Here is a 14,503-nt window from a genome sequence, read left to right as displayed (position 1 = left end):
ATTATTAGGAAGCCGTAATATACTCCAATCTAAGGTGTGTTTTGCCATCGATAACACATTGCTTGATTTCATTGAGATCAAGTAATTTACGAACTTCCTGAAAATCAGGTTTATTTAAATCTCTTCCTATTAGCATTCCCGAACTTTTGAGTTTAGGAAGATAGGCTTCAAAAACCGATTTAACAAAACTAACACTTGACCATCTGGAGTCAAATAAATCATAAAAAATGAAATCTAAACTTCCATCTTCTATTTGATTTGCCAGCTGCAAACAGTCCCCTTTTAACAATGAGGCATTTTTATATTTACGGATTTTTTTTAAAGCCGACAACTCATTTTTTGAATTATTTCTATATGGACTCGAATCAGGCATATCTTCCCACAAGTCCATACCCACTAAATTGATTGACGGATTTCTCTTGAGAATGGCTTTCATACTGCTACCATTTTTTGTTCCTAGTTCTACACCTGAACAACAAGATTTTTCTTGAATAAATTTTCCTAAATCATCTCTCCAAAACTTTCTTTGGTATTTCATCGGTAATAAATCAATTAACATCGTTATGTCCCTTATTTTGTAATTCATTCAAAAATGAAGACCCGCCTTTCAGACTGCTGAACATTTTGAATGTTAAGATATACTTAAAACTCATTGTTGTAAAATCATCAAATGCTAAAGTAATGATCTGACAAGCATGAGGTAACACAAAAAATGAACAGATTTATTGTGGGTATATCTGGTAGTGACAACCTTTGATTAATACTAAATAAGGCAAATGAGTCATGCTCGATGATGATGAAGTGCTGACTCTTTCTTCTTTTCAAAGCCATTATTATCCACATAAATGATTGTTTAATAATAGCTATTTATAAATTTCAATATTCACTTGGCTCAATGGTTAACACAATAAAACCCAGTAAAATCCATGCTCATTTGCTAACGGCCAGAGGTGTCAAAGTCTTATGTCAAAGTCTTATTGGATCATACCACCAAAGCACAATTTAGACTAACGACCTAAGTCCCCATTTTAGAAAGTAAAATAAGCTAACACTAAGGCGGCAAAACCTAATTCAAACCACGTTCTTGGGTTTGTTATTAGGCTAGTTTTTGTATGCAATTTTTGGTTATTATTTTTAACGGAAAACCAGTTTACACCTTTATGCCGAATAAAATTAAACATACTTTTGAACCAAGGTAAAAAACCGCATTTAAATAAAATAATCAGTGCACGCGCATTATCCGTATGATTGTCATCTAAGTACTCAGGACAATGCTTTAAATAATACTTCACACTGTCATCTTTTCGAGTCAACCAGCGCTTTTTATTTAGAGTATCATCATTGATTTTACAAACAGGCGTAATCGTAATGGGGTGTTCACTTCTCAGCGGTAAATTTAGCTTTTTAACTAAATTTAATGCCAATTGATGTAATTGTCGATCTTGCTCATTCGATGCAACAGGATAAATATTAGGGACGTACTTCTGCATAATATAATAAGTCACTGGACCTTCTGAGCTGCATAAAAATACGGGAGTGGCTTTTGAGAAAAGATGAGTAAAATTATATTTTATAATTTCACTTAACAGAAATTTTTCAGAGTCCGCATTTCGACAATGGGGCTTTATCATATAAACAGATCTGTGTACATCATAATATCCATTCGCTAATTTCACTCTATGTACTCTCCAAGAGGTAAAGCCAACAATCTTGCCATTCTCAAAATATAATTTCACTTTTTGAGCGCGATCTTGAGCTTGGCCAAATAAAGAAATGAATTTATCCAAGGTAATATGGGTATAAATCCCTCTTGTTTGATAAAACAATTGGGTTAATAACCGCTCTCTGCTTTTCTCAGACATCGGCAATAAATTAACAACTTGCGTATATCTGTGTAACTGCATAAAGTCATCTCAAAAATAGTCATGTTCATTAATCATTCGAACAATTTTAACCTTGTATCAACTCACTGACCTCATCGGTGAGTATGAATTGCCCCTAAACTAATGGCTATTTTTATTGACCCAATTAGCCTTAATGGCTAATAACCAACATCATGTTCCGACCGCAGACACCTTCATTACTGGCTTTGACTTTTCCACTGATAATGCGCTTCATGGGCTAAGGCGAGTAACTCATTATCTTCTTGAGTATCCCCATAGGCATAAATTCTGGCAAAGTCCGACAGCTTCACTTGCTCTTTTACACGCTGCGCTTTTTCTGCTCCGGTGCAATCCCGCCTTTTATACAAACCCGTTAATCGTCCATGCTCATCCGCTAATTCAGGGCAAATAAGCTCAATGTGATTATTGTCCAATAACACGGAAGACTTGTCATATTTACACTCAGGATATTGGCGATAAAAGTCTGCCGAAAACGCCTCACACCAAGGCTTAAGGTACACACTCAAGGAGGCGGACACCACAATCACTTTGTCGCCATTTGATAAATGCCAATGTAATCTCTCTATTGCCTGCTGACGCACTTGCTTAGGTAAATAATCCACAGCATATTGATGGCCTAAAGCAATCACATCGGCTTTCGATACCCCTTTAAAAGCCGCTTTAACTAGCTTTTGACGCATCGTCGATGCAGAAACCCAACCTAAGTGATAACCCAAAATGGCTGGCGCAAGCCACAACCCCCAAACACAGCGCCTTTTTAAAGGTAACGCCGATTTAATAAACGGCGTAAAAGTATCATCATGTGAAATGGTGCCATCAAAATCAAATAATGCTAGATTCATCTCTATCTCTTCCTTGTAGGTCATCCATTAAGTTTGCCCTTGAGATCCGTCAGTTGAACTCTATTAATCATTAAAGATGGATTAGAAACACATAAGGTACTAAATCACAAACCTTTTCTCTGCCTTATCCCCTTATCAATCATTCCAAACCCAGTAAAAATGAGACAATCAATATAAACCCCAAAGTCCATACCGTGCCCATTTTCAGTCCTTTTTTAACCTCTGCCTTATCTTATAAGCAAGGAGCAAGGAGTAGCTTGATTCACTTTGCGCAGTATGGAAGTATCAGTCATGTCTGTAAGTACTTAAAGATCTTGAATAATAACATCAAAAAAGTGCAAAAAATAGCCGAAGCTATTTTTTACTGAACAGTCATTATATTGCTGACAATATACCCGTGACTAGTGAATCCCCATTAGTCACAGGTATATAAATGAAGGTAAACATATCATCAATGAAATGGAAAGGGTCCAGGGTGTGGGCCAAATCCTGGTCCTGGAAAAGGTAAAATGACACAGGCACTCAGTGACAAAATTGTCACTAACACAACTAAAGTATAAAAAAATCGTTTCATAGGATTACCCTCCTTTTGATCTTTAATGACTTTAATTTACTTGGCTTATTTAACTTACATGCTTGCGGCTCTTTTATGACTATCACTTTTATGACTATCACTTTTATAACTAAACTGTATCAATCAACGAGTTTAACAAGTTCAACTCGCAAGTGCGGCACTCCCCTATTTCATTTTTGATACACGGTTATATTTATAAACTGTTATAAACAGTGATAAGACCTATCCATCCTATCCATAATCATAATGAAAACTGATTAAAAATGATGTGGTCCACCCCAAGGGGCCACACACGCACTTAATGAAACCACTGTCACCGATACAATCAGAAAATAATAAAATCTTTTTGCCATGCTCTTCATCTTGATCCTCTTCAGTTCAGCTTGCTCTTAAGTTCTTAAGCTCCGTTGTAGCCTTCCCTCTCTATGACGTCGTCCTTCAGGGCCCACAAGAAGCCCACAAGAACAAGAAAGGAATCCCTTAAATACAGTAGAACAGTATAAAGCTGTATAAAAACTGAAGGATGAGTGTAAGTATATGTAAAATAAATACTCGTTATCTTTACATACTCATTCCGTTTAATAGTGAGGGCGAAGTCGAAGTATAGAAATGAAAGGAGTATAGAAATAAAAAATAAGGAATAAATAATGATAGGGAATAGGGATTATTACTCTTTACTTATGACCTATCTCTAAGCGAACTCTTAAAAAAGCCAATGATAACATTGGCTTTTTATGACTCAGCAAGCTCTATTAATTTAAATGTGCTTCTCGAACATAAAACTCAAACCATAAAGCATTAGTTCCGGGAGCTACAGAACGGACTTGCTTACTTTCTTTACCGTGTAAAGTGAGTGGTTGCCAACCTTGAGTTTCATCATCGACGGTAAAGCCCGTGCCGTCATACCAAGTGAATTTATATTGTAAATGTTGATCCGTTGAAATTTTACTGATCACAGTCGCCACACCTTCTAAAGATCCACTTTTACCGCGCATCTTTAATTGATCCACTTTCACTTTATGGGCAAAAGCTGGACTGTCAATCTTTAAATCCCCTGTTGAGCTGGCCAATATACCCGCTGTATTGGTAGAACAGCCACCTAAGAACAAGCCCACTAATAAAATAAAAAATAATTTTCTCATCGATTTGTATTCCCTATTATTGATGTGTCTAAACGCTCTCTGCTCTTTTCAGGTTAGCCTACTTTAGCTTTACCCTCCTGTTTTTTATCTCAATAAATCAAACTCAATAGAAATGCCATGCACACTCACTTCAAGAGATTATGCTTCTTGACGACGATGAAGCATAGGCCCTAATGGTGCGCCACCCACAAGGTGCATATGAATATGATAAACTTCTTGGCCTCCATGTTGATTACAGTTCATTATCAGACGGTAGCCATCTTCAGCAATTCCCGCCTCCGCGGCCAGCTTTGCCGCCACAGTGATCATTCGACCCAAGGCTTTTTCATCTGACGCTTTAACCTCATTACAAGTAGGGATAAGATGATTGGGAATAATCAATATGTGTGTCGGAGCTTGAGGGTGAATATCATTAAAAGCCGTAACTAAGTCATCTTGATAGAGAATATCAGTGGGAATTTCACGTCGAATAATTTTACTAAAAATGGTTTCTTCGGCCATTTTACAATCCTTACAATAATGATGAATATAATACCCATTAGTATCCCATTTTTTTGCAAAGATAAAAGGCATTTTTATTCAAAATGCTATTTGTTTTTCTAACACCAATATCACTTTGATTAGTCAAATTCACTATATAAAATGGGCGGTGTCGGCGGCGTAGGAATACGTTGCCAGCGATCATTAAAAGTATAACGCGCATATAAAATAAAATGATTGGGCGCATAAAAGTCAGAACGTTCAATATCCATAGATATGCCTATATACCATTTTTTACTGACTCTTTTTTCTAGTGCACCTAAAAAAGCATAACCCAGCCCCCCGCCGGAGGATCCTGAAAGAGAGGTTAAAAAAGGACCATCTTCTTGTGACCAAGACTGAGAAACAGAAGCACGTAACCAATAAGCCCACGTATCTTGATATCGTCCATAATAATTAATCGGTAATGAAATAGAAAAATAGGCTTGTGGGCTATAATAGCCTCCATGACCTAGGGTATATTCACTGACATTTTTGTCATATTGTAAATACATCAAATTGAGTCCTGTACTTAAGCGTTCCTCTTCTGTATTCATCCATTTATAATACCCGCCCACTAGCTGTCCAAAGCGTGTATTATCAGTCACCTTATTACCCGATATTTGATGGTATTGAGAACTCGTCCACATCCCCCAAGGTCCACCGAGATCTAAGCTAGTATTAAACTTGACACCAGAGCTCACCACTCCGCCCCATTTAACGCCAACAGGATCGCTCGTATTGGCTGGCACCGTTAATCCACCATAGGATAAAATCGTACTGGTTAATGCCCGTCTCGATAGCCCTGCAGTCCAAGACCAATCTTGTAACTCACCCTCAATGCTAAGTCCACCGACCCAAGTATGCTCATCAAATCCAATTGGCGTCGTTCCCACATCGACTAACCAATTTTTGGCCTTCCAACCTATACCTAATGCTGTCCCAGTATCACTTTGGTTAATTGGAATGGTATCCTCATCTAATGCCTTATCGTAATAGCGAATATCGCCTGATTCAATGTGCACTTGATCAAGCCTTAGCAATAAGTGCCCATCATGATCAGGCATTGGAATTCGTGCCTCGATGGGTATTTGAGTAAAGTTATTCGCTCCATCCCGACCACCATAGTCCATTCCAAATACAATATGCCCCTGATGACGCGCTTGAACACGATCAATATCCGCCTTCACATTTCGTGTTAGCCAGTTATCTTCGGCATTATCATACAAGCTTCTTAAAGGGGGTCGATTGATAGCAGATTTTACAGATGGCACTTCCTCTGCGTGATACAGTGCATTTGCAGCCATTGCATTTACCAAGGTCTCATCTTTCATATCCAATGCCACTTTCATGAGATCACGATATTCAATAGCATCAAGATCATTCCTTTGTTGTAAAGCTGTCAACAAAGATTTTGATTGTTTAAAATCACCTTGCTGAACCAACAACTCAGCAAAAGACACACTTTGCACTGAAGTTAATTGCCTGCGCTCTTGATACAAGGTATCACTCAGTTTCTTCGCCTTTTGTTGATGATTTGCAGCGATATAAGCCCTCAGCAGGCCTAATTTAGCCTCATAGAATAAAGGTCCTGGCTCAAAAATAGCTTGCTTATATAAATGAATAGCTTGTAAGTCGTCTCGGTTAGATAATGCTTTTTCTGCTTGTTGGACATAGTATTTTTGAAGTAATACGTGAAGTTGTTTTTTGTCTTGTTGAGACACAAATTGAGTTTGCCACTGCTGAAACCAGCGCTTAAATTGCGCTGGCTGCTGTGCTTTTAACACTAGTTCACCGTATTGAAGCTGAGTCGAATTGCTCCAATCGGCTTCAGGCGTTAATTGAGCCAAAAAGTCATGACGTTTTTGACATCTTTGGCTTTGCTGACCATTAATAGCATTGTTTTCAAATGTTAACCATACAGCAGCCAGCCTTATTTGGACATCAAGATTGTCACTGTAACTCTGCTCTATATCAATAAGCGCTTCACACGCCCGCTCGGGATCATCCTTCCTTAATTGCGCTATTTTCAATAATGCTTCATCTACTTTTAAACGAGTAAGGTTAGCTTCCATCGCGGGTGTACGTTGTGCTATTTCAATTTTTTCCAGAAGGTTAATGGCATCACTCGTTTGATTTTGGCCTGACAAATATAAAGCATTAGCAAACACCCATTACTGCGCGAATATCTGGTGCAACGGCTTTATCAACCATCACATCATCGACCCACTGCCGCATCATTCGATCGGCTTTCGACTTTTGTGCTAATACCACAAGGGTATTGGCAATATCTAATGCTTGCCATGGCGAGTCATTGCCTAACATCAATAGTGCGTCTAAGTGCTTTTTAGCCCTATTAACATCATTTGCCTTTATCGCCATTTGAAGTTCATCATTCAATTGCGCCCTTTGTATAGACACCAATTTGGGCTGGATCACTTTTTTTTGACGAGACGAATATTGCCTAAGTAAAGGGGTAATCGATTGATTCTGTAATTGTAATATATCCAGTCTCCCCTCTAATGCCACTTGATTTAACGGTGCAGATAGTAACGTTTTTTGATACCACTTATCCGCTAAGCCATATTGCTTTGTCATAACATATAATGCTGCTAATCGATTCAATCCTTCCAATATGTCAGGCTGACGCTTAATCGCCATAAGGTAATCATTTTCTGCAGTGACATAATCCTTATTACCTAAGGCCTGATCACCTTTTGCTAACAAGCCCCAATAGGTTGCCGCATCCACTAAGCTTCGCCATTTTGAGATTTGATCAGGATCGTCATTTATTGCCTGAGCTTGTGTGAACCACTCTAACGCCTGTTGATGCTGGCCTTGACGCAGCGCCACCAGCCCTAAACCTTCCAGTACTTCGACATCTTGAGAAAAATGACGCAATACATATATCAACTTTTTCTCTGCCGCCCCATTATTACCTTGTTCAAGGAATGCCAATCCCTGCATTTTAGCCATATAAACAGGATCTTTTTCTAATTCAGTTTTTTTCACTAAACGAGATTTTGCCTGTATAGCCGCTTGATTTATTTCTAGGTCGAATGGATAGTAACGAGCCATAAAAGCATATTTTTGAACAAGTTCATCAGTAATCGGCAATTGATCAAGGGCCTCAATCCAGGAACGAGTTGCCTGTAAACCAATATCTGTCCGTAGCGATAAATGCTCAAAAGTCGTGAGTGCCCATAAATTATCGGGCTCCTTTTTAGCGAGATGCTAAGCTAACGCTAATTGAAAATCGGGCACATCAGGATATTGTTCATTTAATGCTTCCAACTTCTGTCTCACAGGCACCCAATGATTATCCAATTTCCCCTTTAGAGTAAGATACTCAAGCATTAACCTAGATGTTGGCATACCATGAGGAAATAAACCTTCATAATGCACTAATGCCTCCTCATAACGACCTGAGCGAGCAAATAAACGTGCTGATTGGTAAACTTTTTTATTTTCATTAAATAACGATAATTGCGCACTTAAATTTTGAGCTTGTGTCGAATCCGGGCTCAATTGATTCAGTTTATTAAATACCAATTGCGCATTTGGAATATCCTTCAGTAACAAATAGCGATTAGCTTGATAAAACAAACCATCAAGATTATTTTCATCAATCGCTAACAATCGATTCAAAGAACCCAGCATAATATCCTCTCGCCTGAGCGCTAAGGCTAAGCGCAATTGCTCTATAAGCCATTCAACTGAATCAACTTGAGTACGAGATTTATTTAATGATTGATCCAATGATTCGATAAAAAACGACTTTTTGCCGCCTTCATCTTCTGACAATGGAAGTAATGAAGAAACAATAACAGAATGAAGTGACACTGTTGCTTTCACAGAAAAAGAAAACATGACACTGGCTATTGATCCCCATATTAAGGATGCCAAAAAAATAATCATTCGAACCATTAAAAGAGATGATATAAACCTATCACTCACTCTGAGCATGTATCAGTCCAATTGGGCAGCAATTCTCCTGTGACTCCGAAACGATACCTTTTCTCAAACCAACCTAAACCAAATAAAGCCAATACATTGTTATAATAGGACTTATCAGATTTACTTTGAAATACACCTTGCGCTCTTTTAGCCTGAAAGGATGCTAATTGTGTTCTTTTTGCAGACACGAGTAAAGGCAAAATCGCAGCCGAAAAACCGGCTCCACCTTCTTGAGTGTAGTGACCTGTTTGTGTATTCACTATTAAAGGTGGAGCATTAAATTGACTCACAGCCGTAATCATAGGTGACATTTTCGTCATTAAAGCAGCTTTATCTTCTAACTCATCGTTTAACATTCCAGCCCATAAATAAGTTCTTATGGCATTAAAACTGCCTACCGATGTTTTTTTATTTGAATAATAATGGCCATTTTTTGCTAATACCCAATCAGGGCTAAAACCTTTAGGCATAGTGTCAATTAACATTTGAAAACTGCTTTGATAAACCGCGCCCCAAGGATATTGGGGATACAGAACTTGCAGGCGTTGTAATAATTGCAAAGGCACATAGCTAGGATTTAATCGGTATGACTCATCTTCTCCCTCAAAGCCCTGCACACCGGGTAATAAAATGATGTCGTTGCCGCTCCAGCGACGTGTTTCTTCTCGTAAGATACGGCTCGCCATCAAAAAACCTAAGCTTTGATAATAATAATTATTCCAAAGCCTTCCCGCTTCAGCAAGGGTATAAGCCATCCACAAGTCAGAATCAGACGCCGTATTATTATCGATCACGCCATATATTCCCTCTTCTTTTCTCCCCCAAAGCCAAGCAGGTAACCTAGCTGTTAAATCTGCTTGTGCAAGCTTATCCTCAGTCCAAGATAATATTAATGAAAAAGCATCAGGATCATTAGCCACTAAGGCAAAAAACAGCCCATAGGATTGTCCCTCTGAAGTGGATATTAATCGAGCATCACTTCTGTCAATGACTCGTCCTTGCTCTACATATAGACTTTTAAACTGCTGCCAATCAGGCCAACATGTGGCTGCATGTAATTGAAAGGAGCATAAAAATAACATCCACTTTATCATTTACTTGCCTCTTTCATTTTAAGCCGACGTTTCTTAACAATTTTTAATACCCGCCACAGGACAATAGTCACCATCAACACTAACAAAACAGCAAGCGCCGCTAATAAAATAGGATAATGTGAAAAATGATAGAGCACTAAGGTCCAAATGGGTAACTCGCCTAAGAAATACTGCTCCCCTACATTATAACTGGCCACTTCAGCATTTTTAAAAAGCACGACAGAACCATACATATAGGGCGTTTTACCTTTATCGTTAAGCCCATCTGTCACCAATTTAAAATCATCAGACGTGTTACCGACAATTGAAACCAGACTTCGCTGCGAGTTAAAGGGTGACTGGCTCCCTGTCATAGCAGCAAAGCTTCCCCTCGCCTTCACCGATACGAGATCAACCGCTGTTTGTTGCTCATTCGCATTCCCCCATTGATGCTCGCCTTTTTGAACATTTTTAAAAGGCAGTTTTAGCAGACGGCGACTGGCATTTAAGATTAAGTTGGCTTCATCTGCCGCGATCAAGCGTCGTTGTAATTGAGGAATAACACCAATACTTAGTATATCTTTATCCCTTAATTCTTTTTCAGTCCAAGTTTGTTTTAAATCAACATGAATACTGGGATAACCTGTATACTGCCCCATATATCCCATTAAATTAACAAAGGTTTGCAATACTGCCATACTCTTCTGTGTTGGCAGTAACACCACAGTCTCAGATAAATCCGCTAGACGTGTAAAAGGGTAACCTGAGTTAGCAAATGCACGTAAATTTGGCATTTGAATATAATGAGGTAAACCAGAAAAATCGATGCTAGAGTTAGCATCAACAACAGCAAAATGTGTACTGGGTTGCATACTTTGACACTCGCCTCCAGTGAGGGAAGCGAAGCTAAATTTAAAATCGATGCGATTATTGCTACCCACTTTAAATGCCGGAATGCGAATACGATCAAACCGCGTCAATAGGTCGTCAATAAGTGGGACACGAATACGTTGTTGATCTGAGCCTTCTCCTTGTGAAGTTAAATTAAATGCTTCGATAAACTGATTATTAATCAACAAATTCAATCTTGAACCTGAATCATCTTCTAAAGGCGGGGAATAATGATAATTTAACATCAGTGGGATCCCTCGACTTTGCCATGTAAATAAGTCAGCTGGCAGTTTAAAATTAATGTGAACGGAAGGCGGGTTTCGGCCTTTAACCTGTAAATCCAGTGGATTCTTAACTAACTCAGAAAATGCAATTCGTCTATCAGTATTAAGCCATTTAGGTGCATCATAAGGACGCCTCTTTTCTATTTGTTTCACCTTATCAATGACCACCATAGGGCCAGTCAACAATTGCTGACCAAGCACCAATCCTTTTACTGCTTGTGCTAAACCATAACTCTCTTTACCAATAACCAATAATAACTTCACATAGGGATTGAGAGGGTGAGTGATCACTTGCACAACAGGTTCTTTTGTATCTGGAAAATCTTTCAAAAAATCAGGTTTATTCTTGTTCGTCATCAACACAATGGCATGTTGTTGAGGCAAAGTATTAATCCCTAATGGAAAGTCAACTGATCGCCAATTTGCTAACACACCAAAATATGAGGCAAGGATCCCCGCCACTCGAATGGTTTCTAAATCGAATTCCTCACCCACTATGATAGGCAAAGATAATGCTCTGAAATCTCGTTTGTCGAAAAAAGGGGCTGGAAATAAACTTAAATCACTTCTTAAAGCCGTTTTCTGTGTTTGTAAATGTAATGTACTAGATTGACTGATCTCAGCCCAAATACTGGGATCATTGGGATTGGAACACCTTGGGTAAATGTGACCGATAAATTCAAACCGAATTTGATTAAAATCACTCAAAAAACGTGGCTCAAAAGGAAGCATCGTATTCACTCTACTCCCCTGCTCACCTTCCTCGATAGGGATCACTCCCATTAATTCATCATTTAAATACACTTTTATATGAGAAACTAAGGATAATAGCGCAGGTGAAGGAATAAAATCGAGCGCTAAGCTGGCTTTATAAACGACTTCATCAAGACGAGAACCAAAATTAACATAAGCCACACTTTCACTTCCCACAAGGCTAATCGAACCACTTTCGACGAGTTCACTAAAAGGTATTTGATGTTTACGCACACTCGACTCTTCAACGGCCAACACTTGTGTTTGCAAAGCAGCCAAACATGCATTGACAATCAATACATTCAAAACCAAGCCCCAAAAAAAATATTGATTAATTTTCATAGCGCATCACTTTGTCTTGTCGTAACAGTAGAGGGGAAGGTTGTTGCCTTGAAATTGGCGGGACAATGACAGGTTTAAGGGAGACAAGCATCGTAATTAATTTCAATACATAATCAATACTATAATAAATACTCCTTGGACTATGGCGCCATAATCTTTGATAACCTTTGATACCAATCTCAAGCACTTGCTGCATACTGGTTAACGGTTTATCCAAGCGATAACTCCTCTGCCATTGTACCCAAGTATCGGCTCGAGCAAAGGTACATTGAACATAATCAATACATTGTTGTTTTGATAGAGTTTCCAATGCTAATCCCAGTAATTTATTTTGACGATACACAATGCGAAATGGAAAAATAAATTCTCGTCTAGATCGCGTCATTATCACCTCGACTTTCTGCCCCGTTTCTATGGGTAATGCTTGTGGTGTAATCAAACTCAGCCCCCCTAGAGAAAAGTTTTTCATACTCGCATTCAGTAAATGTCCTGAATGGAAACGAATAACAACAGGAATATCGACATCGACTCTAGGATTCTTTCTTACTTGTTTGGTTTCTTCAGCAACAGCAACCGCTCCCCCTAAAATAAATAAATTATACAAAGTCCATAAAAGATTGACGAAAACACTCCCTATCTCACCTGAAGGCCCCCAAAATAATCGATAACCTCCATATAAAACACCTGCAATATTAAAAGCCACTAATACAAGGTAAGGAGAAGCAATTGTCCAATCATAATAGGGTTTTAATACTAAACCTCCTTTACTCGTGACATTAAAAAAACCTTTATTTGGTGAAAATAATGCCATGGTCGTCGGCCTAGCGATATACCAAGCAATGACGGTCTCATAAATCTCCCCCCAAAAAGTATAACGGTATTCACCTTGCATTCTAGAATTCGTTATACTGGCATGTGCCATATGTGGAAGCACATACAAGATAATCGCCAATGCCGGCGCATAAATAACATACACATGAAAAAGTAGAAAAAATAAAGGCGCCACAAGAAAAACAATGCGAGGGATCCCAGATAAAAAATGCAACATGGCATTTAAATAACACAGCCGCTGTTGCCATTTTAATCCCTTAACAAATAATGGATTCTCAATTCGGAAAATCTGGGCCATTTCCCTTGCCCAACGTATACGTTGAGCAACGTGTTCTGATAAAGTTTCAGTTGCAAGCCCTGCTGAAATCGGCTGTTTTAAATAAGCAGAACGATAGCCCAAACCATGCAGCCGAAGGGATGTATGCGCATCTTCCGTTACGGTTTCAACTGCTACGCCACCAATTTCTTCTAATGGTTTTCTTCTTAAAACAGCACAAGAGCCACAAAAAAAAGTGCCGTTCCATAAATCATTGCCATCTTGGGTCAAACCATAAAATAAACTACTCTCATTAGGCACATGACGAAAATGCGCTAAATTCCTTTCAAAAGGATCTGGAGAAAAAAAATGATGTGGTGTTTGTAGCAAAGCCAATTTAGGATCCTTCAAAAACATTCCCATAGTTAACTGAAAAAAAGCGCGAGTTGGAATGTGATCACAATCAAAAATTGCGACAAAATCTGCAAAAGAACGTTCCAAAGCATAATTGATATTGCCTGCTTTCGCTCCCTCATGGGTCGGCCTAGCTAAATAATGAACGCCAACTTCATGAGCAAACTGCTGAATTTCTTCTCTATTTCCATCATCAAGTATGTAAATATTAAGCTTGTTTTTCGGCCAATCTATTCCAAGTAACGCATAAATAGTGGTTTTAATAACATGACGTTCTTCGTTTAACGTAGGGATCATAATATCGATACTGGGCCACTCTTGAGGATCTTTAGGTAACGGCTCAGGACGGCGATTTAATGGCCAAATATTTTGAAAATAGCCTAAAAGCAATATCAGCCAAGCATACAATTCAGCCATTAATAACGTCGTTCCAAGCATTAAAGCAATAGGGTCGTCCCAATTCAGTGTGGATGTACAACGCCACCAAATATAACGCGTTGATGCCAATATGGATAATGCAATAAGAAATAAGCCGGGAAAACGACCGGGGATCTGTCTGACCAACATCGCCAGAGCCCACAAAATCAAAAGAAAAAGACTTTGTGCCACTAAATTTAATGGCACCATAATACACACGAAAATAAGTAAAACAGATAATAGAATACCCACATAAACGATAATAGAGTGGATCTGCTGCATGAATGAATGATGATGTTCCCAC

The 14,503-nt window shown here is 38.7% G+C and carries 12 protein-coding genes; all 12 read right to left on the bottom strand.

What is annotated here, in order from left to right; genetic code table 11:
* Positions 1-4: 4 nt before the first annotated feature.
* Positions 5-559, bottom strand: a complete 555-nt coding sequence (locus Q0791_RS08125) for a class I SAM-dependent methyltransferase (RefSeq protein WP_299004634.1) — start codon at positions 557-559, stop codon at positions 5-7.
* Positions 560-1,028: 469 nt separating this feature from the next.
* Positions 1,029-1,904 carry a hypothetical protein gene (locus Q0791_RS08120; RefSeq protein ID WP_299004631.1) on the bottom strand — a complete coding sequence of 292 codons (876 nt, stop codon included), beginning with the start codon at positions 1,902-1,904 and terminating at the stop codon, positions 1,029-1,031.
* Between the two features lie 176 nt (positions 1,905-2,080).
* Entirely contained in the window at positions 2,081-2,746 is a 666-nt protein-coding gene (locus tag Q0791_RS08115) for an HAD-IB family phosphatase (protein ID WP_299004628.1), read from the bottom strand.
* A 451-nt stretch (positions 2,747-3,197) separates the two neighbouring features.
* Positions 3,198-3,320: a hypothetical protein gene (locus tag Q0791_RS08110; protein WP_299004625.1), complete on the bottom strand. Its 123-nt coding sequence runs from the start codon at positions 3,318-3,320 to the stop codon at positions 3,198-3,200.
* Positions 3,321-4,072: 752 nt separating this feature from the next.
* On the bottom strand, positions 4,073-4,462 hold the full coding sequence (locus Q0791_RS08105; protein ID WP_299004622.1) for a YcfL family protein: 390 nt from the start codon (positions 4,460-4,462) through the stop codon (positions 4,073-4,075).
* A gap of 138 nt (positions 4,463-4,600) precedes the next feature.
* Complete coding sequence (gene hinT, locus Q0791_RS08100; protein WP_299004619.1) at positions 4,601-4,963, bottom strand: purine nucleoside phosphoramidase; 363 nt, start codon at positions 4,961-4,963, stop codon at positions 4,601-4,603.
* A gap of 119 nt (positions 4,964-5,082) precedes the next feature.
* Positions 5,083-7,152 (bottom strand): cellulose biosynthesis protein BcsC, encoded by a 2,070-nt coding sequence (locus Q0791_RS08095; RefSeq protein ID WP_299004616.1) that lies wholly within the window; start codon positions 7,150-7,152, stop codon positions 5,083-5,085.
* Entirely contained in the window at positions 7,142-8,098 is a 957-nt protein-coding gene (locus tag Q0791_RS08090; RefSeq protein WP_299004613.1) for a tetratricopeptide repeat protein, read from the bottom strand. The genes Q0791_RS08095 and Q0791_RS08090 overlap by 11 nt, the downstream gene beginning before the upstream one ends.
* A gap of 117 nt (positions 8,099-8,215) precedes the next feature.
* Entirely contained in the window at positions 8,216-8,887 is a 672-nt protein-coding gene (locus Q0791_RS08085; protein WP_299004610.1) for a hypothetical protein, read from the bottom strand.
* A 47-nt stretch (positions 8,888-8,934) separates the two neighbouring features.
* Positions 8,935-10,032 carry a cellulose synthase complex periplasmic endoglucanase BcsZ gene (bcsZ, locus tag Q0791_RS08080; RefSeq protein ID WP_299004607.1) on the bottom strand — a complete coding sequence of 366 codons (1,098 nt, stop codon included), beginning with the start codon at positions 10,030-10,032 and terminating at the stop codon, positions 8,935-8,937.
* Positions 10,029-12,281, bottom strand: coding sequence for a cellulose biosynthesis cyclic di-GMP-binding regulatory protein BcsB (gene bcsB, locus Q0791_RS08075; protein WP_299004604.1), 2,253 nt, complete (start codon positions 12,279-12,281; stop codon positions 10,029-10,031). The genes bcsZ and bcsB overlap by 4 nt, the downstream gene beginning before the upstream one ends.
* Entirely contained in the window at positions 12,271-14,481 is a 2,211-nt protein-coding gene (bcsA, locus tag Q0791_RS08070) for a UDP-forming cellulose synthase catalytic subunit (protein WP_299004602.1), read from the bottom strand. Before bcsA ends, bcsB begins: the two co-directional genes overlap by 11 nt.
* Positions 14,482-14,503 lie beyond the last annotated feature (22 nt).

It is taken from the genome of uncultured Shewanella sp. (assembly GCF_947495455.1).
Taxonomy (GTDB): domain Bacteria; phylum Pseudomonadota; class Gammaproteobacteria; order Enterobacterales; family Shewanellaceae; genus Shewanella.
Note: the sequence above shows the minus strand (reverse complement) of the source record. Positions and strands in the feature narration are given on the sequence as shown.

Bases quoted from the DNA above. Each gene is read 5' to 3' on its own strand.
- hinT (WP_299004619.1), bottom strand. From the start codon at position 4,963: ATGGCCGAAGAAACCATTTTTAGTAAAATTATTCGACGTGAAATTCCC.
- Q0791_RS08110 (WP_299004625.1), bottom strand. From the start codon at position 3,320: ATGAAACGATTTTTTTATACTTTAGTTGTGTTAGTGACAATTTTGTCA.
- Q0791_RS08105 (WP_299004622.1), bottom strand. From the start codon at position 4,462: ATGAGAAAATTATTTTTTATTTTATTAGTGGGCTTGTTCTTAGGTGGC.
- Q0791_RS08125 (WP_299004634.1), bottom strand. From the start codon at position 559: ATGTTAATTGATTTATTACCGATGAAATACCAAAGAAAGTTTTGGAGA.
- Q0791_RS08120 (WP_299004631.1), bottom strand. From the start codon at position 1,904: ATGCAGTTACACAGATATACGCAAGTTGTTAATTTATTGCCGATGTCT.
- bcsA (WP_299004602.1), bottom strand. From the start codon at position 14,481: ATGCAGCAGATCCACTCTATTATCGTTTATGTGGGTATTCTATTATCT.
- bcsB (WP_299004604.1), bottom strand. From the start codon at position 12,281: ATGAAAATTAATCAATATTTTTTTTGGGGCTTGGTTTTGAATGTATTG.
- Q0791_RS08115 (WP_299004628.1), bottom strand. From the start codon at position 2,746: ATGAATCTAGCATTATTTGATTTTGATGGCACCATTTCACATGATGAT.
- bcsZ (WP_299004607.1), bottom strand. From the start codon at position 10,032: ATGATAAAGTGGATGTTATTTTTATGCTCCTTTCAATTACATGCAGCC.